Source organism: Bacteroides sp. 1_1_30 (assembly GCF_020982715.1).
Taxonomy (GTDB): Bacteria; Bacteroidota; Bacteroidia; order Bacteroidales; family Bacteroidaceae; genus Bacteroides; species Bacteroides xylanisolvens.
In genome coordinates this window covers 1-20,683 of record NZ_JAJKHN010000054.1, presented here as the reverse complement: position 1 = coordinate 20,683, position 20,683 = coordinate 1, and the positions used below count along the sequence as shown (strand labels likewise).

The 20,683-nt window shown below is 38.3% G+C and carries 17 protein-coding genes and 2 tRNA genes; 14 read left to right on the top strand and 5 right to left on the bottom strand.

All coding sequences use genetic code 11. The features are described from left to right. Positions 1-27: 27 nt before the first annotated feature. The 4 genes from LPH68_RS16235 to LPH68_RS16220 all read right to left on the bottom strand — a co-directional run bounded on the left by LPH68_RS16235 (position 28) and on the right by LPH68_RS16220 (position 6,077). Positions 28-702 (bottom strand): ABC transporter ATP-binding protein, encoded by a 675-nt coding sequence (locus LPH68_RS16235; RefSeq protein WP_008640200.1) that lies wholly within the window; start codon positions 700-702, stop codon positions 28-30. Between the two features lie 172 nt (positions 703-874). Next, on the bottom strand, positions 875-3,253 hold the full coding sequence (locus tag LPH68_RS16230; RefSeq protein ID WP_008640198.1) for an ABC transporter permease: 2,379 nt from the start codon (positions 3,251-3,253) through the stop codon (positions 875-877). A 25-nt stretch (positions 3,254-3,278) separates the two neighbouring features. Then, positions 3,279-4,529: an efflux RND transporter periplasmic adaptor subunit gene (locus LPH68_RS16225; protein ID WP_004312894.1), complete on the bottom strand. Its 1,251-nt coding sequence runs from the start codon at positions 4,527-4,529 to the stop codon at positions 3,279-3,281. A gap of 75 nt (positions 4,530-4,604) precedes the next feature. Then, positions 4,605-6,077, bottom strand: a complete 1,473-nt coding sequence (locus LPH68_RS16220; RefSeq protein ID WP_151923716.1) for a TolC family protein — start codon at positions 6,075-6,077, stop codon at positions 4,605-4,607. 191 nt (positions 6,078-6,268) lie between these two features. On the opposite strand from LPH68_RS16220, the gene LPH68_RS16215 reads away from it, so the two are divergent. Both LPH68_RS16215 and LPH68_RS16210 read left to right on the top strand, forming a co-directional pair. Next, positions 6,269-7,645 carry a sigma-54 dependent transcriptional regulator gene (locus LPH68_RS16215; protein WP_118195232.1) on the top strand — a complete coding sequence of 459 codons (1,377 nt, stop codon included), beginning with the start codon at positions 6,269-6,271 and terminating at the stop codon, positions 7,643-7,645. Further along, positions 7,642-8,931, top strand: coding sequence for a PAS domain-containing sensor histidine kinase (locus LPH68_RS16210; RefSeq protein WP_120069719.1), 1,290 nt, complete (start codon positions 7,642-7,644; stop codon positions 8,929-8,931). Before LPH68_RS16215 ends, LPH68_RS16210 begins: the two co-directional genes overlap by 4 nt. A 63-nt stretch (positions 8,932-8,994) precedes the next feature. Here the strand turns inward: LPH68_RS16210 and LPH68_RS16205 are convergent, their stop codons facing one another. Continuing rightward, complete coding sequence (locus tag LPH68_RS16205) at positions 8,995-9,189, bottom strand: hypothetical protein (protein WP_008022408.1); 195 nt, start codon at positions 9,187-9,189, stop codon at positions 8,995-8,997. Between the two features lie 890 nt (positions 9,190-10,079). Here LPH68_RS16205 and LPH68_RS16200 point away from each other — a divergent pair. The 12 genes from LPH68_RS16200 to LPH68_RS16145 all read left to right on the top strand — a co-directional run bounded on the left by LPH68_RS16200 (position 10,080) and on the right by LPH68_RS16145 (position 20,643). Next, positions 10,080-10,832, top strand: coding sequence for a bifunctional 2-polyprenyl-6-hydroxyphenol methylase/3-demethylubiquinol 3-O-methyltransferase UbiG (locus LPH68_RS16200; protein ID WP_120069716.1), 753 nt, complete (start codon positions 10,080-10,082; stop codon positions 10,830-10,832). 114 nt (positions 10,833-10,946) lie between these two features. Beyond that, a tRNA-Pro gene (locus tag LPH68_RS16195) sits at positions 10,947-11,021 on the top strand. Between the two features lie 34 nt (positions 11,022-11,055). Next, positions 11,056-11,130: transfer RNA gene (locus tag LPH68_RS16190), tRNA-Pro, on the top strand. Positions 11,131-11,382: 252 nt separating this feature from the next. Then, positions 11,383-12,639, top strand: a complete 1,257-nt coding sequence (locus tag LPH68_RS16185; RefSeq protein ID WP_117610566.1) for a phage integrase SAM-like domain-containing protein — start codon at positions 11,383-11,385, stop codon at positions 12,637-12,639. A 165-nt stretch (positions 12,640-12,804) separates the two neighbouring features. Beyond that, on the top strand, positions 12,805-13,920 hold the full coding sequence (gene dnaN / locus LPH68_RS16180) for a DNA polymerase III subunit beta (protein ID WP_117610567.1): 1,116 nt from the start codon (positions 12,805-12,807) through the stop codon (positions 13,918-13,920). Positions 13,921-13,924: 4 nt separating this feature from the next. Further along, positions 13,925-14,326 (top strand): PcfK-like family protein, encoded by a 402-nt coding sequence (locus LPH68_RS16175; RefSeq protein ID WP_117610568.1) that lies wholly within the window; start codon positions 13,925-13,927, stop codon positions 14,324-14,326. Further along, the gene (locus LPH68_RS16170; RefSeq protein ID WP_117610569.1) at positions 14,323-15,606 is read left to right on the top strand and encodes a PcfJ domain-containing protein; all 1,284 of its coding nucleotides are present in this window, start codon (positions 14,323-14,325) and stop codon (positions 15,604-15,606) included. Before LPH68_RS16175 ends, LPH68_RS16170 begins: the two co-directional genes overlap by 4 nt. Before the next feature lie 42 nt (positions 15,607-15,648). Next, positions 15,649-16,341: a hypothetical protein gene (locus tag LPH68_RS16165; protein WP_117610588.1), complete on the top strand. Its 693-nt coding sequence runs from the start codon at positions 15,649-15,651 to the stop codon at positions 16,339-16,341. A 94-nt stretch (positions 16,342-16,435) separates the two neighbouring features. After that, positions 16,436-16,933, top strand: coding sequence for a hypothetical protein (locus tag LPH68_RS16160; RefSeq protein WP_004303073.1), 498 nt, complete (start codon positions 16,436-16,438; stop codon positions 16,931-16,933). Between the two features lie 38 nt (positions 16,934-16,971). Next, positions 16,972-18,474, top strand: coding sequence for a replicative DNA helicase (gene dnaB, locus LPH68_RS16155; RefSeq protein ID WP_117610570.1), 1,503 nt, complete (start codon positions 16,972-16,974; stop codon positions 18,472-18,474). A 165-nt stretch (positions 18,475-18,639) separates the two neighbouring features. Continuing rightward, complete coding sequence (locus LPH68_RS16150) at positions 18,640-19,203, top strand: hypothetical protein (RefSeq protein ID WP_117610571.1); 564 nt, start codon at positions 18,640-18,642, stop codon at positions 19,201-19,203. A 39-nt stretch (positions 19,204-19,242) separates the two neighbouring features. After that, complete coding sequence (locus LPH68_RS16145; RefSeq protein WP_230296985.1) at positions 19,243-20,643, top strand: P-loop NTPase fold protein; 1,401 nt, start codon at positions 19,243-19,245, stop codon at positions 20,641-20,643. Positions 20,644-20,683: the final 40 nt, after the last annotated feature.

Sequence of the window (20,683 nt, the reverse complement as noted above, 5' to 3'; positions counted from 1 at the left end):
GATATATTCTTTATCGACAACTTATGTTTACATACTAACTTCAGTCACCACCTGTCCGTCAAACAGGTTTATAATGCGGTCGGCATAACCGGCATCATGTTGTGAGTGGGTCACCATGACGATGGTGGTTCCCTCATTATTCAGTTCGCTCAACAGTCCCATCACTTCTTTACCGTTTTTGGAGTCCAGGTTACCGGTCGGTTCATCAGCCAGAATCAATTTGGGATTGGCCACGACGGCGCGGGCAATAGCAACACGTTGTTGCTGACCGCCGGAAAGTTGTTGCGGGAAATGCTTGCTACGATGACTAATAGCCATTCTCTCCATAGCTGCCTCTACCCTCTTTTTCCGTTCGGAAGCAGAAATTCCCATATAAAGCAAAGGCAGTTCTATGTTTTCGTATACATTCAACTCGTCTATCAGATTAAAGCTCTGAAACACAAACCCTATCACACCTTTGCGAAGACTGGTACGTTGCGATTCGGTATACCGAGAGACTTCCGTTCCATTCAGGTAATACTCCCCTCCTGTCGGGTTATCGAGCAGCCCCAAAATGTTGAGCAATGTTGACTTACCACAGCCGGAGGGCCCCATGATGGCTACAAATTCGCCTTGTTTCACTTCGATACTGACGTTATTCAACGCCCAAGTCTCTACTTCTTCCGTTTTGAAAATCTTCTGTAAGTTAATGGTCTTAATCATAACTGTATTGTTTTAGAATTATATTTTTATTCGTTTTTGATTACTTCTGCGGGATTGATACGTGCAATCTTCAGTAGTTTTAAAATAATGGTGATTACTGTTAATAAGGTTACTCCTCCAAATATGCTTCCCCAGTATAATATTCCATCATTAAAAAATAAATATCTTAAATTCATTCAGTTTTCATAATTTTAGCAGGATCAATATATGCGATCTTGTTTATTTGCCAGAATAGAGTCCCTAAAGAAATACCACCAACCAATAGCAAAGCTATGAAAAAGATTCCTATACTTATAGGGGCTTTCACTACAAAATCCTTTGTGTATTCATATATCAGATACCAAGATAATGGAAGAGCTACTGCAAAAGCCCCGCTTAATATGATGAGATATTTACGTCCTAATAAAAGATATAAATCTTTCAGTGATGCTCCATTCACTTTGCGAATTGCAACCTCACGGGAACGCTGCCTAATGTCAAATAATGAAATACCAAACAAACCAAGACAAACTATTACAATAGCTATGCAAGCAAAAAGAGCATAAACAGAAGCTATCTGGCGATCATTTTTATAAAGTTCAGCTACATCGTCCTTCAACAAAGAATATTTAAAATCCTCTGTACCATACACTTTTTTCTGAATACTTTTCAAATAGTCAATAACTGCCTGTTCTTTGCCGGAGTGGCAATATATCTGATATAAATCACCGTCTAAATAACTGCCAACCATAAAGACCATCGGATGAATACCCGTACTAATATGTCCGTCATAGTAATCGTCTATTACAGCAACAATAGGTTGAGCCGGAAAATCCGGAACATTTCTTTTCATCCTTTCATCAACTAGCATAGCTCCCTCACATTGCGTATATCCCAAGGCTTTCAATGCAGCACGATTCACAACAGCAACTCTATTTCTCGAGTCTTCATCCATTTCCGGCAGACTTCCCTCCACAAACGCAAGATTGAAAACTTTAAAGAATTCAGGAGTAACGTAAGACTGCAACAATGCAACTGTTTCCCCTTTTACATTTTGAAAGTTTGTTGAATAATAGGCTCCCAGAATAGATGAATGTCCCGTCGTCCAATATTGGATATCCGGACAACTCTTCATTAGTTGATCTATTTCAGTTATCCTCTTCTGCCGTTGTTTGATTGTCTCCATAGTATAAGCCGAAAAATCCCGTGATTCGTATATCATGTTTGCCTGAATAACAGACTCTACACGGAAACCTGGATCAGTGTGCAACATAAAATTCAGCTGCTTGCCGAAATAGATTGATAATACCACCAACAGGAAAGTAATCATATATTGCAGAAAAAGAAATACCATACGCGAACGGACCGAACGATTATCTGTACCTACTTTCTGGATCGAAATGGCCAACAAAGAACGCTGGCACTGCACAAACGCATAAATAGATACTAACAGAGGCAAAAACAATAGAATAGAAAACGATAATATCCCATCAAATGCAGTATACATCAGCTGGCTGCCAAACATAGATGATATAGAAATATTTGTCACCTCTACAATGAGCCAGGCTACTATCATGGAGGCAGCAATCAATAAAAAGTTTTCTATGAATATCTGCTTAAACAACGCTTTTCTGTCAGCTCCAAAAACTTTCCGCAAGCTATACACCTTCCCTCGTTTCATCATCAATACCAAATAAAGATTAATGAAATTCATCACACCTGCAAGTAATACCAACAAGCAAATTCCTCCTAAAATAAATAGTTGAGAACGATTTCCGCTAACTAGCATGTCTGGTCCGGATCGACCAATTAACGCCTGATCCCAATACATATCACTTACAGGAATAAGAGAGAAAGTATATTTCCGACTATCTCCACTACGAGAATCCTGATTGATAAACCGGGGATAACTCCCAGCCTTATTGGCTTTCATTACTTCCGTCTCTGAAGTAAAACGAATAAAATCCAAAGGCATACGCTCCCATAATGATGATAGTTTTGAAGAAAGAACCAAGTCAAAATTAAACATCCGCTTATTAACTGGTTCCTCTAATATGCCTGTCACTCTAATCTCCTTTCCATTCGAATAGGTCAAAATCTTTCCGATAGGATTTTGTTTGCCGAAAAGTTTTTCAGCAAAACTTTCCATTAACAAAACTGATGCCGGATCTTCCAGGGATGCTGAACCTTGTAACACATGGTAAGGGAAAAGTTCAAAATAAGCACTATCTGCCGCCATAGCATGAACAGGGATACGATTTGATTGATAGGTCAAATAATCATTTTCGAGCAACACGATACGCGAACGTGTCACCATGCCACTATTATCAATATAAACACTATCCCGATCCCCTATTTCAGCAACACTTAATACGCGATTTCCTTCAAACGTTGTCTGTACACCATACACTCGATTACGATCTATGCAATGTATGTCTACCGTAAGCTCACGATGGATATAACGAAGCAGGATAATACAGCAAGCTAAACTAAAGGCCAGCCCGAGCAAATTAATAATAGTATATGATTTTGTACGCAACAAAAAGCGTATCGCATAGTTCAATGTTTTCATGCTTTATCTATTTATTATTTTTCATTTATTTCAAAATCAACTCTTCTGCATCCCCAAAGGTATCATATCCGGTTGTAATTACCCAATCTCCCGGCTGTAAACCTTCTACTATTTCATATTGCTGCGGATTTTGGCGACCAATACTCAATGGCACACGGACTGCTTTTGTCTTTGATGTATTTACTTTGTAAATCCATTGTCCGCCTGTAGACTGGTAGAAGTTGCCTCGCGGAATAATGAGTGCTTGCTCCGGCTGTCCCAATTCAATCTGCACACGGAAGCTCTTGCCAACTCGTACATTATCGGGCATATCTCCTGTAAAGACAAGATCGACATCAAACATACGGTCTTTCACTTCGGGAACCACTTTTGTTATTTTCAGCGGATATTTGTTTCCCTGATAATTCACTGTAGCCGGTAATCCGGTGGTGATCCTGTCAATGTAATATTCACTAAGTGAAGTGTGGATTTTGTATTGGTCTAATACTTTTATTTCAGCAATACTTTCACCAGAGGAAACCTGTTGCCCCGGAGTGACCTTTACAAAACTAAGCTGGCCTTTCAAGGGAGCTGTAATCACCAAACTATTCAACCGTTCGCAAGTACGTTCATACTTCTTCCGTTCCCGCTCCCGGTCGTTACGGATCAGTTCCTTGCGTATCATCGTAACGGCAGAATCATGCCGCAGACTCTCTTGCTGCAGGGCTGCATTTTTCAGTTTGTAGCCGTATTCATCTTCTGCTACCTGCAATTGAGCCTTACTCTTCACGCCCATCTGGAATTCTTCGCGGTCGAGAGCGATGCTTTTTTTCAGGCGTTCCAATTCGTAGTTGTTGGTAAGGGCTTGCTGTTTCAGGTTCAGACTTTTTTGTTCCATTTCAATCTCCTGCTCCTGATAGGTAATCATTTGCTTTTCCCACTCGTCGCGCTGGTCTTCAATACTACGAAGCAAATCGGGATTGGAAAGAACAAGAATAGTGTCTCCCTGTTGAAGCAAACTTCCCTCTTCACCGACAATTCTTTCCACACTTCCTGCTTCACGGGTATTGATCTTGATGGTTAGTATAGGCTGAATGAGCCCTTCCACGTCCACATATTCCATGAAATTAGACACTTTTACTTCTGCAATCTGTATATCTTCGGCATCTATCCGCAGTTTTCTGGGACCTAAAGACAAAGTAATCACATAAATCAGGAAGGCGACAAACAATATCCCTCCTATCAGATAGTATCTGTAACGAATGTACCACGGTTTCTTTTCTAATTTTATATCCATGAAATTATCTGGTGTTTTACAAGTTTCTACTAGCTATGGTTCAATTTCTATTCTTTACTGACTTTTCGTTGTTCTCTATTCAATCAGAAGATGATAGTCTTCTGTCAGCATCGTATTTCGCTCAAAATCATATAGTGTCATGCTACGGAGTGTGTAATATAAACTCCAATAATTATATAAAGCCGAAATATAGTTACGGCGAGCACTGTCTTTCTCTGAAATGGAGGCATTCAAATCAAGAATAGTAGATTTACCTAATAGGTAGAGTTTGCGTGCCACTTCGCTTCTTCGTTGGGCTGTTTCATCTGTACGGGCAGCGATGCGGACACGTTGCGTTTGCAGATTGAATTGTTTGACGAGTTTACGGACGTTCAGTTCAAAGTCTGTCCGGCTCTGTTCTACTTGTGTGTACACCAAATCACGATTGGAACGGGCTACTCGTACCTGTCCTTTTCCACGCCCCCAGTCCAGGATAGGAAGAGAAATGCCGATGCTCACGTATTGCTGGTCCAACAAATTTCGATAAGCTTCGGGCAGTTTGTCAGCAGTCTGCGTCAATCCGAAACGGAGATAGATATCTGCTTTCAGGCCAGCATTGGCACGGGCTTTCGCAACTGCACTCTCACTTTCCAGTTTGCGTCTTTCCATCGTCTGTATGTCCGGACTGTTTTCGTAAGCTAAAACCAGTGCTTCATTCAGGTTCACACTGAAATCCGGAACTTGGGGACTGACAAGAACACGCAGATCCCGGTCTTCGTGAATACCGAGATAAGAACGGAGTTCCTGCATACAATTATCCATTTCAATACGGGCATTCATGCGATTCGTCTCTTCCGTCAGACGGTTGAGTTCCAGTTGTAGCATTTCATTTTCTGTGATGGTACCTATATTATAGCGGCCTTGTGCATAGCGGTAAAGTGTATCGGCATTGGCATAATTAAAGGAAGCAATATCGTAATCGCTTTGGGCAGTAGCCAAGGCAAAAAATTTATGAATCGCATTGGCTGATACGAGTTCGAGTGTCTCTACGTAGCTTTTCTTTGCCTCCTGATAGCGTACAGGTTCTATCCGTCTATCCCATTTCAGGCTATTGTAGCCAAAAAGAGACTGGCGATAACCTATCATAATAGGGGAAGTCTGCCATGAGTATTTATGTTCGCTGAATAAATCCATACGTTGAGCAGAGGTTTCAAGAAAGAAAGAACCACCAGTCCAGAATAAATTCTGTGAAAGATTCAAGGTTAAATCCGTATTCAATAAATTTTGTTCGACAAACTTTACCGAACCGTCCCCCATCGTTATCTTATTAATGGCACGGTTCAGATTCGGATCGGATGTCAAACTTAAAAACGGTAGATAATTGGCACGATAATATTTATAGTTCCAATATGCAGAACGGAAACTGTGACGTGCCGTTTGTGCATCGGGAGATTCCATACGGGCCATTTCTATGACTTGCTTCAATGATAACTCTGTAATTTGATTTTGAGCAATCAATAATTCTGTCGACAATAGTCCGAGATATATGAAGATTAATTTCAGATTCATTCGTTGTCTTTATTTGTTATTCATCATTCAAAAGATGTGCCATTTGCATAAATCACTATCATTCAACAATTTATCAATATCCATTCAGTTGATTGTGTGTGCATATACGCACAAAATTAGTGCGCAATCGCACACACAACACATGAGATTTATCCATATCTTTGCTCCCGGAATCTAATAGATTATAAGATATGGAAGAAGTGAACAAATTAGGAAAGATACTTATAGTAGATGATAACGAGGACGTGCTCTTTGCTCTCAACCTGTTACTGGAACCTTATACGGAAAAAATAAAAGTAGCTACTACCCCTGACCGTATCGAGTATTTCATGACCACCTTTCATCCCGATCTTATCTTATTAGACATGAATTTCAGCCGGGATGCCATCAGCGGACAAGAGGGATTTGAAAGTCTAAAGCAGATATTGCAGATTGACCCACAGGCTATTGTTATTTTCATGACTGCCTATGCAGATACAGACAAAGCTGTTCGGGCCATCAAAGCTGGTGCTACTGATTTTATTCCCAAGCCTTGGGAAAAGGATAAATTGCTGGCTACGCTGACTTCAGGAATGCGATTGCGTCAGTCACAACAGGAAGTCAGTATTTTGAAAGAACAAGTGGAAGTTCTTAGCGGTCAGAATACTTCGGAGAATGATATTATTGGAGAATCATCTGTTATGCAGGAAGTGTTTACCACGATAAATAAACTAAGTAATACAGATGCCAATATACTAATTCTCGGAGAAAACGGTACAGGCAAGGACGTGATTGCCCGACTAATATATCGTTGTTCTCCACGATACGGCAAACCTTTTGTCACGATCGACCTGGGAAGTATCCCCGAACAATTGTTTGAAAGTGAGCTGTTCGGCTTCGAAAAAGGCGCTTTCACCGATGCCAAGAAATCGAAAGCGGGACGAATGGAAGTAGCAACCAGCGGGACTTTATTTCTGGATGAAATTGGCAATCTATCACTTCCTATGCAATCCAAATTACTGACTGCCATCGAAAAAAGGCAAATCAGTCGTTTGGGAAGTACGCAAACCGTTCCCATTGACGTCCGTTTAATCTGCGCCACTAATGCTGATATCCGTCAGATGGTGGAAGACGGGAATTTCCGTCAGGACTTATTATATCGTATCAACACGATTGAAATACATATACCTCCACTCCGTGAACGTGGCAATGACATCATCTTGCTTGCAGATCACTTTCTGGACCGTTATACCCGTAAATATAAAAAGAAAATACACGGACTGACCCGGGAAGCCAAAAACAAACTGCTGAAATATGCATGGCCCGGAAATGTAAGGGAACTTCAACATACGATAGAACGTGCCGTAATTTTAGGAGACGGCTCCATGCTGAAACCTGAAAACTTTCTTTTTCACACCACGTCCAAACAGAAAAAAGAGGAAGAAGTGGTACTGAATCTCGAACAACTAGAACGACAGGCCATTGAGAAAGCACTCCGAATCAGCAACGGAAACATCTCCCGTGCTGCCGAATATTTAGGAATTACCCGTTTTGCATTATATCGCAAACTTGAAAAATTAGGTTTATGAAACGATTTGAGTTTAAAGTAATTCTGCACATCATAGTTATCTTTCTACTTTCCATTAGCAGTTGTCTGCTGTATCAAAGGCAGTTATGGTTCAGTACTACCGTCTGTATTCTCCTTCTAATAGGCGTCGGCATACATCTCTACCGAATACAGTTCAAACAAATCGCCTTATTACGGCAATTAACGGATGGACTCCGATACAACGATATAACGCAGAATCTTCATCCTCCTTTTAAAAATAAAATGATGGATGAGTGGGCACAGGAACTATCTAATGCATTAAAGGACTTTCGCGGAAAGCTATTGGCAGAAGAAATCAAGCATCAATATTACGAGAATTTATTGAATAAAGTAGATACCGCCGTACTCGTAACCGATGTAACCGGGCATATCGAATGGATGAATCAGGCAGCAGTCACTCATCTGGGGCAACTATCACAACTTCCGGAAGTTCTTCAAGAGGCTTCTACCAGTAATGACATATCCATTATTCGCATCGAGCAAAATGGCATCGTTCTGGAAATGGCAATTTCCTGCACCACATTTGTCACACAAGGTGCGTTCGCCACACAAAGCAAAAAGCAACGGCTAATTAGTTTAAAGAATATCCATTCCGTACTGGAACGAAATGAAATGGAAGCCTGGCAAAAGCTGATTCGTGTATTGACACATGAGATCATGAATTCCATCACTCCTATTATCTCTCTTTCGGAAACATTAAGTGAAAGAGGAATCCCCGAATCACTCGGAGAAAAGGAGTATTCTATCATGTTGCAAGCCATGCAGACTATTCACAGAAGAAGTAAAGGATTATTGGGATTTGTGGAGAATTACCGGCGACTGACACGTATTCCGACACCTGTCCGCACCAAAGTATCTGTTGCCGAATTGTTTACGGACTTAAAGAAATTATTTCCGGAAGAGTATATTCATTTCGAAATGCCCGCATCCGATTTATATTTATATGCAGACCGTGCACAGATAGAGCAAGTGCTTATCAACTTATTAAAAAATGCCCGCGAAACGTGCGAGCGGAAAGCAGATAAAGAAATACAAATAAAGTTTTTCTCTAAAGGCAACCCGACATTAGCGATATCTGATAATGGTGAGGGAATTCTACCAACTGTTTTGGATAAGATTTTCGTTCCTTTCTTCACTACCAAAACATCCGGTTCGGGTATCGGATTGAGCCTGTGCAAACAGATCATGGCTTTGCATGACGGAAGTATCAACGTAAAATCTGAATTAGGGAAAGGAAGCTGTTTTATTCTTACTTTCCCTAAATGAGAGCCACCAAAAGTCTTCCGGATCCTTTAATACGATGGATTAATCTGGGCAGCAGAGGATAAATCATCCTCTACTGCCCAGACTATTTGTATCCGGATTTAACTCCTTAACAGCTTCTTTGACTGCTTTATGAGTCGGCTTGCGATATACTTCCGCCTGTTGAACGGGGACAATCTCATTCACCATTTTTTCATATCCTTTTTGCTCTAACAAGTGGACTTCTTTTTCACCTGTTTCTTTTTGTTTTCTTGTTTTCATAAGGCTTTTCATTTTAAAATTCTTATTTATAGAACAGAAAACATTGAAAGATAGTTCATACTCACAAATTATTCGTGTACAAAGAAACCACACCCCCAATATACCACTATGGACTTGTTCATTCCGATACAAGATTTAAATTGAATAGTTACATAGTGAAAAAATATCCATCATGCTATCATTCATTTTAATAGTATTCTCATTATCAAAAGAATAAGTATGATAGATAGCTTTAAAAAAGGTATCTATCATACTTTTATTGCAAAAAAACGGCTATCTATCATGCCTATACTTTGTCTATTTTTAGTGTAGTATTAGGTGAGATTACCCATTTAAAGGCATAGGGATACACGTTTTATAGGATGATAACCTGTATTTGACAGCTTAATAATCTATTGGGAATGGTGGTATTTATATAGCCCACGTATGCAGGCTGTACAGCCCACACCTGCAAACTGTACAGCCTACAGATGCGGGCTGCACGGTTTACAGGTGTGGGCTATAAACTTATCGCCATTAAAGTTGGATTATTAAGCCGTGATCATCGGATTTATACGGATTCATTGCAACAAAAACAAGCTATCTTATGCATATAGGGCCTTTATTCGACTATTCTATTGATGATAGACAACCTGTTTTTGCTGGTAAAAGTATGATAGATACCTTTTTTTAAAGCTATCTATCATACTTATTCTTTTGACAATGAGAATACTATTAAAATGAATGATAGCATGATGGATATTTTTCACTATGTAGCATTTAATTCAAATCTGTGCTCTAATGAAACAAACTTTTGAGACGGTTGCCCTGATTTATGTATACCTTTTCTATAAATATATAAATTAAATCATATATTTGTGCTTTCATTCAACTCATCCTCTTATTAAATTATGAAAGAAAACAAATACGACAATAGCGATTTCTTCAGTCAATATTCTCAAATGTCCCGCTCGGTGGAAGGCTTGAAAGGAGCCGGAGAATGGCATGTATTGCAGAAAATGCTCCCCGATTTTGCAGGGAAAAGAGTTTTAGACTTAGGCTGCGGATTCGGTTGGCATTGCGTCTATGCGATAGAACACGGAGCGACACACGTTACCGGAATTGATATTTCGAAGAAGATGCTCGAAGAAGCCCGGAAAAGGAATCCTTCTCCATTCATTGAATACCAATGCATGGCTATCGAGGACTTTGATTTCCAGCCGGATACTTATGACATTGTCATCAGTTCGTTAACCTTCCATTATCTCGAATCTTTTACGGATATATGCCGGAAAATCAATAACTGCCTGACTCCGGGAGGCACCTTCGTCTTCTCCGTAGAACATCCGGTATTTACAGCCTATGGCAATCAGGAATGGCATTACGACCAGGACGGGAAGCCTATCCATTGGCCGGTAGATCGCTATTTTACGGAAGGCAGGCGCACAGCAATCTTTCTGGGCGAAGAAGTTGTCAAATACCACAAAACGCTGACTACGTATATAAACGGACTCCTTCAAACCGGATTTGAGATATGCGAACTTATAGAGCCACAACCGGACGAAAGATTGCTGGATACCATCCCGGGCATGAAAGATGAATTACGGCGTCCGATGATGCTTTTGATCTCTGCCAAGAAAAAAAGTAAAGACGCAAAGCTATGAGATTCAAGGCATTGAAAAATAATAGATAAAAAACATTCGTTTAGCTATTGTTAATTAAAAAATACTCCCTATCTTTGCACCGCTTTTGAAAAGAACAACCCTTCAAAAAAGTAGCGGGGTGTAGCGCAGTCCGGTTAGCGCACCTGCTTTGGGAGCAGGGGGTCGTGGGTTCGAATCCCGCTACCCCGACTACAAAAAGAGGGTTATTAAGTTCAAAGTTTTTCGGGGTGTAGCGCAGTCCGGTTAGCGCACCTGCTTTGGGAGCAGGGGGTCGTGGGTTCGAATCCCGCTACCCCGACGAAAAAATCAAGTCAAGAAAAATTGAATGGTGTCGAGCTGATACAGTTTGTATCGGCTTTTTTCGTTTATGTAAATTAGACACAATTATACCCCGTTTTGGGGCAAATAAAGAGGGTATTTCTTTGAACTATCTTTGAACATGTTTCTCTATTTGCATCCGTTTAGGGGAAATTAAAGCAATCTCCTATCAAATTACCCCGATTCAAGCTGTTTAATGCAATTTTAAACATTTAAAAAACATTAAAACAGTATGGCAACATTTAAAGCGATCGTTTTCCAAACAGGAAGACATATAAAACAAGATGGAACATCAAATATAAAAATTAGAATCTATCATAATAGAGAATCCCAGTATATAGCAACCAGCTACTATATCCGCCCAGAAAACATGGACGCCTCCGGCCGGATCCTACCCAACGTACCAAACAGTGAAATGATAGAGTACGAAATAAATGCGTATATCCAAAAGATCAGGAGAGAGTATTTGAAGCTAGGACAAGAAAGAACCCAATTTATGTCATGTAAGGACCTAAAAGAAGAAATAGAAAAATCATTAGTTCCTGATGCCGAATTTATAGACTTCGTAGAGTTTACCCAAAATATAGTAATTCAAACGGAAAAGAGAAAAACTGCCGATTGGTACAGATCCTCTATCGATACCCTATGTTGGTACATGAAAAGAAAAAAGATAGATATAAAACTTATCACTTCATTCCTGCTGAATAAGATGATCAAAGACTTATATCACTCTGGACCTGCCGGCACACCTTTAGAACCAGGCACGGTAAGCCACTATCTTAGGGGGATAAGAGCATTGTATAACAAAGCAAAACTCTATTATAATAACGAAGACTTTGATATTATAAGGATTCCCGGCGACCCATTCAAGAAAGTTGAAATCCCGGAGTATCGGAGAAAACGGAAGAATATAGATACCAACACCTTATTAAAAATCCGAGATTTTCAGTCTGATAAGAAATGTACTAATATGGCTCGTGATGTCTTTATGATGATGTTCTATATGATGGGAATCAATATCAATGATCTATATAGTATATCATGTGAACGTCGTGGAAGGCTGGAATACACACGTTCAAAAACAAAAACGCGGAACAATCATGAACAAATACCGCTTTCGATAAAAATAGAACCAGAACTCCGCATCCTCCTTGATAAATACACAGAGGGTTATTTCCTCTCCTACTTTCATACCAACTATTGTAACTTGAATAATTTCATGCGTGCAATTAATAATGGGCTGAAAGACATTTGCTTGAATTTAGAGATTGATTTTAAAGTTACTACTAATTGGGCTCGCCACACATGGGCTAGTTTAGCAAGAAATAAAGCCGGAGTACCAAAAGCTGACATCGACTTCTGCCTCGGCCATGTGAACAATGACTATAAAATGGCTGATATCTACATTGATATAGATTATAGTATTTGCGACAAGGCAAATCGCGCTGTATTGGATTTATTGCAAAAAAAAGAAGAAAAAAAAGACTGAAACGTTTGCAAATACAAAAACTCTCTCTATATTTGCAGACATAATGGTGTTGAGCTGGATAAAACAATGATTTTATCCGGCTTTTGTTGTTCCTATACAATTCAATAGCTTTTAATTACTGAAACCTATCTCCTCTTTATGTTATGCGCCAAAAAACAATGACGCATGGAAATTACAGTATCAAAAACAGCTTTATCAGATAAGCTAAAATCAGTCGGGCGAATTATACAGCCTAAAAACTCATTACCTGCCTATGACAACTTTTTGTTTGTTGTCGATGAATTTGGAGTCATTCTAGTAACCGCAGGAGAAGAAGGAGGACGCATCTCTACAAACATTGATGGTGCCGCAGACTTCACCAATTACACTTTTATGGCTAATGCCAAAACATTACTTGACGGATTAAAAGAGATTCCCGAACAACCCTTGATTATATCCATCCTCGAAAAGGAGTTGATTGTTAAGTATGCAAACGGTAAGTTCTCAATACCACTTGAAAAAGGAGATCAATACCCATCTATGAGCACGGATGATACTGCCAGCCCAATTCTCGTATCAGGCAACGATCTATTATACGGAATAAGGCAAGTATTGTTTTGTAGTGCTAATGATGAACTTCGCCCAGTACTGAACGGAGTTTATTTTGATATAGGCCTGGATTCTATGTCTTTTGTTGCAACTGATGGCACTCGTCTAGCGATGATTGAGAATCCGTCTCCTTACACACGAAAAGAGCGGGCGGCTTTCATCCTACCAAGCAAGTTTGCTAAAGTACTTTCTAACATTGTTCCGGAAGATTGCATGGAAGTAGAAATCTCGGTAAACAAGACCAATATTTTAATTGAATTTGATTCATACCGGTTAATCTGTCGTATGATCGAAGGCCGGTTCCCTAATTATCGTGCTGTTATCCCTCAAAAACAACCTAATCGTGCAGTATTAAAGAAGACTGATATAGTATCAGCTCTAAAGCGTGTATCTGTCTTCTGTTCCGAATCCTCATCCTTGGTGGTACTCAAGTTTGATTCTACTTCTCTTAAAATTGAAACTCATGATTTAGACTTTTCTAAATCAGCAGAAGAAACGATCACCCTGCAGTCAGGCTGTAATATTGAAATTGGTTTTAAGAGCAGCTTCTTAATAGAAATGATAAATAACATTCCTTCGGAAGATATTACTATCAGCATGAGTGATCCATCAAAAGCCTCAATCTTTACCCGCTGCGATGAAGAAGTTCGTAGCTTGACTTATCTATTAATGCCTTTATCAATTAATTATTAATGCTATGGGAAAAGAATATCAATCACCTAAACAGGTTATTCAATCGTATTTGGAAGAGAGAGCAAAGAGTGATCCCCTCTTTGTCACTTCCTACACAAAGCCAAACAAAAATATTGATGAATGTTACAACTATATCATAGGAGAAGCAAAAAAACGCGGTGGTAGTGTTGTATGTATGTCTGACGATGAAGTATTCGGATTGGCAGTTCATTACTATGATGAAGATGATATCAAAGTTAGTAAGCAGCCTGCAACAAAAGCAGTTGTTTCTAATCGACCTGAAAAGAAAAAGGAACTTATACCATCTATTGAGAAGCCCAAACCGGAGCAGATTGCTAATAATAAACGTAAAGGAAAGAAAAAGGAAATACCTTCCGGACAATTTTTATTATTTGAAGACTTATGAGACCAAGAACAAAGTTACAGCTTAGAGTTGTTAATTTAAGTAGCCAGCTACCTAATATTGAGAGTTTGATGATTGACTGGGCTAAGAATGAGTGTTTGAAACATATAGGATATGCAACCAAGTCACGTATTATCTGTATGGAGTGCGGCCAACGCTTCGCTCCGGAACTTGTAAAACGTAAACGTGCTGTTTGTCCTCATTGTGATACGTCTTTGAAAATAGAACAGTCGAGGAAGCGTATCAATAAACAGACAATGTTTATTGGCAAGGCAGAAATTTGTGAGGAATTCCAAGTTATCCGAAGCTTTGAATTGATTGCTTACTATCAGGCAGAAGCGAATCCTCGTTATTTTATTCGTGAGATACTGCAACATTGGATAAAAGATGATGGCAACCGGGAGGTAGTAGCTCGTGCTAACAATACGGGACATTGTGGATGGTGTGGAGATTTGGAGATACGTAATAAAGTTGTTGGATCATATTATTACAGTTGTAGTAATGATGTTTATTGTGAACGCTATCATCCAGCCTCCGTCTTTAGACCTAAGTATATTCAAATGGGTATAGATTGTAAATTACGCGGTATGTCATTTCTTACTGCTACCAATATAATTCCCCATTCTCCCAAGGCTGAAACACTTCTAAAGGCAAGACGTTATGAATTAATAGATCATTTCGAGGGACACCGTTACAAGATTGATATGTATTGGCCGTCTATTAAAATTTGCCTTCGAAATAAATATCGGATTAAGGATGTTTCCATGTGGTTTGATTATCTGAAACTACTTGAACATTATCGTAAGGATCTGCATAACGCCCATTACGTTTGTCCTAAGAATCTAAAAAAAGCCCATGACTTGTATGTGGCGAGAAAGAAACGTGATGATGAAAAAGAACGCAAGGCTAAAGAAATGCAACAATTGCTTAAACTCAAGAAGGATGCAGAGAATTATATCAAAGAAAAATCGAAGTTCTTTGACCTAAAAATGTCTGATGGTAAAATAGTCGTAGTACCGCTCAAAAGTCTTGAAGAGTTTCAACAAGAAGGTGAAATCATGCACCATTGCGTCTTTACAAATAAATATTATAAAGAAAAGGATTCACTCATTCTTTCTGCTCGAATCGGCAAGAAACATATTGAGACCGTAGAGGTCAATTTAAAAACATTCAGTATTGTTCAGTCCCGTGGAGCCTGCAATAGTAATACCGAGTACCATAACCGTATTATCGGACTCGTGAAAAAAAATATGAACTTAATACGTCAGAAACTGACGGCATAGCATACAATGACCTATATAGATTATATAAACCAATTTTGGAAGATGAATCGAAGTGTAGAATTCAGCCCGAACGAAGTCTTTTTGTACTTCTATCTCTTGAATGAGTGCAATATTCGGGGTTGGCAGAATCCGTTTGAGCATCCCAACAAGACTATCGTCCTCGCAACCGGTATATCAGAGAAAACCGTCATTGAAGTTAGGAACAGATTGCAGCAAAAAGGTTTAATAACCTTCGAATCGGGTAAGAAGAATGCGAAATCGCCAGTTTATTACTTACTTGACGAAAGTAAAACGGTAAGTAAAGAGGTAAGTAAAAGAGTAAGTAAAAGAGTAAGTAAAACGGTAAACATTAATAATAAGACTAAAGACAATAAGACTATAACTCTCTCACGCGCATGCGTGGGAGAGCTGTTTCCGGAAGATAGTTTTTTCGATAAGTCTTTAGAAGAATGCTATCAGGAACTGAAATCTAATCAGTCATGGGCGGAAACTGTAACGATGAATACTCGTTCTTCCGGTTATGATGAATTTACGATAGAAGCCTTTTACGAGTGTTTGAAGCAATTCTTTATGAAACTACAAAATGAGGGTGAAACGACAAAGTCGCCAAAAGGCGCGATGTCTCACTTTGCCCGATGGTTGAAATTAGAACTAAGCAACAAAAAAGATGGAAAAAGTAAGAGAACAGATACAGATTCAGAAACAAAAATTAAAGTGCGGACCATCAAGCTATGACCCGATTGCTTTTAAGAATTCGATGAATTTGTTCCGAAGATGTTGTTTATATGTATGCCCAAATTTTTGCGTTGACGATCGAAATCGCGAAATCATGAATGAGATTTTTTTATATCTCATCGGAGGGTCGAACGTTTTAGACCGCAGCAAAGGATTGTGGCTATATGGTTCTGTAGGAACCGGAAAATCCTGCATATTGAAAATCATACAGATGTATGACAGGTATAGCAACGGAAAAGACAAAACAGGATATTACCTACAGGGAGGATTCCCGATAGAGGCAGCAGCTTTCGTAGCTAACCAGTATTGCAAGAAAGGCATTGACGGAATCTTAAGTTATGACGGTTCAAATGGAATAGCGTTAGGTCTGGATGAAGTCGGACGAGAGCCTAAGGTAAAGCATTACGGGACAGAGATGGATGTGATACAGTACATACTTCAAATGAGATACGACAACAGGAGAAGTTGTACAACATTCGTGACTACTAATTTATTTCCGGAAGAGATTCATTTAAAATATGGGGAATATATTGCCGATCGAGTTAACGAAATGTTTAATGTTGTGGAAATCGGAGGTAAAAGTCGAAGATAATTGTATCTTTGAAAACTATTATAAAAAAACAAAAAACCATGAAAGAAAAAAAACAGCAACAAGAAGATGATAATCAATTTAACATGAACCTTCTTTACGCACCTGAATTAGAAAAAGCTGTATTGGGTACATTAATGACTGACAAAAAGGCTTATGCGTTAATAAGTGATATTCTTCGTCCAGAATCTTTTTATGAATATCGACATCAACTGATATATGCTGCAATAATTACCCTCGCGGTCAATCAAATGCCGATAGATATTCTAACTGTAAAGGAGCAACTTAGCAAACGAGGCGAATTAGATAAAATTGGAGGACCAGCTTATATAACTCACTTGAGTAGCAAAGTAGCATCATCGTCTCAAACGCAGTATCACGCCCGAATCATTGCACAAAAGTATATATCCCGCCAATTACTTGCACTTGCAACAGATATTCGCTTAAAAGTATTCGATGAAACCCAAGATGTAGAAGATTTAATTTCGGAAATCAGAGGAAAGCTGACTGATATATCCTCATTAAATACGGAACATGATTGTATTCAGATTAACCCCGTGATTGATGAAGTCTATAAACTAATTCAGAAGGCAGCTACACGAACTGATGGACTAAGTGGTTTGGAAAGTGGATTCACTAGATTGGATAAAATGACATGTGGCTGGCAGAATGGTGATTTGATTACTATAGGAGCACGTCCTGCAATGGGGAAAACAGCATTTATTATATCTATGCTAAGAAATATGGCGGTCAACTTCAGAATTCCAGTCGCTTTGTTTTCTCTTGAAATGAGCAATGTGCAGTTAGTCAATCGTCTTATCACCAATGTCTGCGAAATTCCAAGTGAGAAAATCAAGAGCGGACAGCTTGCCTGTTATGAGTGGCAGCAATTGGACTATAAACTAAAAGATTTGCAAGACGCTCCTCTTTATGTAGATGACTCACCACTTATGAAAATGGATATTTTGTGTAATAAGGCACATTATTTAGTAAAAGAAAAGGGTGTTAAGTTGATTGCTATCGACTATGTTCAATTGTTATATAATGACATCAAATATACAGAGAATAGATATTCGGAAATAAATTACTTCACAAGAAGATTAAAATCTTTAGCAAAAGAGCTGAATATTCCTATTATTATTACATCGCAATTGAATCGGGCAATTGAATCTCGTGAAGGGATTGATGCTAAACGTCCTCAGTTAATAGATTTACGTGATAGTGGTACATTATGCGATGATTCTGATATGGTTCTTTTTTTACATCGGCCAGAATATTATAAGATTTTTCAAGATGATCGAGGAAACGATATGCGAGGTATGGCAGAAGTAATTATTGCTAAGCATCGTAACGGTGCACTAGGTGAAATATTATTGCGATTCAAAGGCGAATTCTGTCGCTTTTCAAATCCAGAGGAAGACATATGTATTCCCATGCCTGGTGAACCCATCGGTACGAAACTTGGTTCTTCTTCAATCTCTAAAACCAAAGTGCCATTCTCTATAGATAATCAAATTAAAGATGATGGTCCATTACCTTTTTAAAATATTCGCTGAATTAATTTTCTCTTCAATATTTTTTCTATCTTTGTAAAAGAATGGTGTTGCGCCGGATTTTGAAGAAAAAATCCGGCATTTGTTATTTGTAAGTTACTGAAACACTAAAGTATTCTCTTTGCTATGTCATACTTAATTTAAAAAATTAAAATTATGGCAAGTGAAGCAGTAAATAATTACATAACTAAACGCTACGAACGCTGGCTTGATTACTCTTTGTATCATTGTGGGCTTGCTGGTATTTCAGACGAAGCAACAGACGTCTTGAATGAGGTCATTTGTTCGCTCCTTCAAAAGAAAAGCAGGTTACTGGATAAATTACTTGAGACAAAAAGAAATGGCTATACAGAACTTGATTTCTTTGTTTTGAAGATGATAAAGCTAAACGCATCCTCTCCTACTTCACAGTATAGGAGTAGATACAAGCCCCTGCCTGTGGATGATAATGTAGATTATTCCAGGCTAGATATTGAGGATATTTCAGATGAATCAGAAGATCGAAACGCTGAAATATTAGACAAGCTGCACATAGTAAGGGAAACATTCGAAAGCCTAAACCTTGGTACGACAGCTACCCGCGTTTTTGAGTATCGTTTCTTCCATGATGGAAATTTCTCTGAATGGGAAGGCCCAGAGACATTGAAGCAGCTATATGAAATATATAATGGAGTGCAGGAACTTATTAGAAAGAAAATAAATGGAAATTCATTGTTCTAATTTGTAATATTATTACTTTTGAAAAAAAATAATAAAAGCATGAATACAGAAGAAAACATGATTCCGATAGAACCTTATCTTAAGGACTTTAAACAATATCTTGATGCAAATTCAAGATGTATACTATCTGCTAAATTTGGAAATGGAAAAAGCTATTTTATTAGCAACTTTATGAAGGATTATTCTGAAGAATATTTGTTTATTCCTATATATCCAGTGAATTACCAGGTTATGGATAATAAAGATATATTCGAATTGATAAAAAGGGATATATTAATCAGACTACTCTCAAGTGAGGAAATTAATATCAATGAAATAGAATTGAATACTGCTTCATTGTTCTATTACTTTTTCACGACCAATCCAGGAGATAAACTTTTCAACATTTTAAGTGTAATCCCTGATATAAATTTCTATGGGGTTGATATTAATATTACTAGCGTAATTAAAAAACTGAAAGAAGTCAAGAATAAATTTGATACGTATAAGGAACGATTTGTGTCTGTTGATAAAACATCTGAATTATATATTACCCAATTTGAAGCTTTAAAAGGATCAATATACGAGTTTGATGCTATTTCGCAATTGATATGTGATATAATTCACGAATATAAAGCGAAGTGTTCCAGTAAGAAAGTGGTGTTGATTATAGAAGATCTTGACAGAATAGATCCTGCTCACATCTTTAGAATTCTAAATGTATTTTCAGCTCATTTTGATAGACATACACCAGGTGTTGTCGAATTTGAAACAACCTGTGGAGGTAACAAGTTTTGTTTAGACAAAATTATTTCAGTTTGTGATATTGATAATATCAAGAATATATATGCGCATATTTATGGAGAAAAGACTGATTTTATAGGTTATATAAGCAAATTCTCAAACAGCAAAGAATATATCTATTCTTTAAAGGAAAAAGTGAAATGGTATATTACTAATGTGTTATTGGATAAAGATTTGGAGAAATACCACAAAATCTGTGACATACTATCAGATATCATAATTTCATCGATGGATAATAGAGAAACTGTAGAAAGTAATTTGCGTATAATAAAGGAACGTATAGTTAATGCTAATAAACTAATAAGGGCCCAAAATATAATACTAAATCAAAGATTTGCAGGCAAATATCTAACTTATGATTCAGACTTTACAAAGTTGTTAGCTTTATTGAAAGCATTTGGATTCAACTTCACTGATATTGATATAGAGTCTGCTTTTGATGAATTTGTGAGGATAATAGGTAAATACTGGGCTTTAGCTTCTACGTTTGACAAAAAAATTACTTTTGAAGTTAAAAAAAATAAGATAGAAATTTCATATTATAGAGAAATAACACATGGGATTGGAGATTACCAATTGTCTGTCTCTTATACACATCTCCGAGCCCACGAGACCATGGCTAATCTCGTATGCCGTCTTGTGCTTGAAAAAAAATAGGGGGGGGGGGGGGGGGGGGGGGGGGGGGGGGGGGGGGGGG

What these genes read in the sequence shown, in the direction of transcription:
- LPH68_RS16175 (WP_117610568.1), top strand. Translation starts at nt 13,925, where the DNA reads ATGGGAAAAGAATATCAATCACCTAAACAGGTTATTCAATCGTATTTG.
- LPH68_RS16165 (WP_117610588.1), top strand. Translation starts at nt 15,649, where the DNA reads ATGAATCGAAGTGTAGAATTCAGCCCGAACGAAGTCTTTTTGTACTTC.
- LPH68_RS16225 (WP_004312894.1), bottom strand. Translation starts at nt 4,529, where the DNA reads ATGGATATAAAATTAGAAAAGAAACCGTGGTACATTCGTTACAGATAC.
- LPH68_RS16170 (WP_117610569.1), top strand. Translation starts at nt 14,323, where the DNA reads ATGAGACCAAGAACAAAGTTACAGCTTAGAGTTGTTAATTTAAGTAGC.
- LPH68_RS16160 (WP_004303073.1), top strand. Translation starts at nt 16,436, where the DNA reads ATGAATGAGATTTTTTTATATCTCATCGGAGGGTCGAACGTTTTAGAC.
- LPH68_RS16200 (WP_120069716.1), top strand. Translation starts at nt 10,080, where the DNA reads ATGAAAGAAAACAAATACGACAATAGCGATTTCTTCAGTCAATATTCT.
- LPH68_RS16235 (WP_008640200.1), bottom strand. Translation starts at nt 702, where the DNA reads ATGATTAAGACCATTAACTTACAGAAGATTTTCAAAACGGAAGAAGTA.
- LPH68_RS16185 (WP_117610566.1), top strand. Translation starts at nt 11,383, where the DNA reads ATGGCAACATTTAAAGCGATCGTTTTCCAAACAGGAAGACATATAAAA.
- dnaB (WP_117610570.1), top strand. Translation starts at nt 16,972, where the DNA reads ATGAAAGAAAAAAAACAGCAACAAGAAGATGATAATCAATTTAACATG.
- LPH68_RS16145 (WP_230296985.1), top strand. Translation starts at nt 19,243, where the DNA reads ATGAATACAGAAGAAAACATGATTCCGATAGAACCTTATCTTAAGGAC.
- LPH68_RS16220 (WP_151923716.1), bottom strand. Translation starts at nt 6,077, where the DNA reads ATGAATCTGAAATTAATCTTCATATATCTCGGACTATTGTCGACAGAA.
- LPH68_RS16205 (WP_008022408.1), bottom strand. Translation starts at nt 9,189, where the DNA reads ATGAAAACAAGAAAACAAAAAGAAACAGGTGAAAAAGAAGTCCACTTG.
- dnaN (WP_117610567.1), top strand. Translation starts at nt 12,805, where the DNA reads ATGGAAATTACAGTATCAAAAACAGCTTTATCAGATAAGCTAAAATCA.
- LPH68_RS16215 (WP_118195232.1), top strand. Translation starts at nt 6,269, where the DNA reads ATGGAAGAAGTGAACAAATTAGGAAAGATACTTATAGTAGATGATAAC.
- LPH68_RS16230 (WP_008640198.1), bottom strand. Translation starts at nt 3,253, where the DNA reads ATGAAAACATTGAACTATGCGATACGCTTTTTGTTGCGTACAAAATCA.
- LPH68_RS16210 (WP_120069719.1), top strand. Translation starts at nt 7,642, where the DNA reads ATGAAACGATTTGAGTTTAAAGTAATTCTGCACATCATAGTTATCTTT.
- LPH68_RS16150 (WP_117610571.1), top strand. Translation starts at nt 18,640, where the DNA reads ATGGCAAGTGAAGCAGTAAATAATTACATAACTAAACGCTACGAACGC.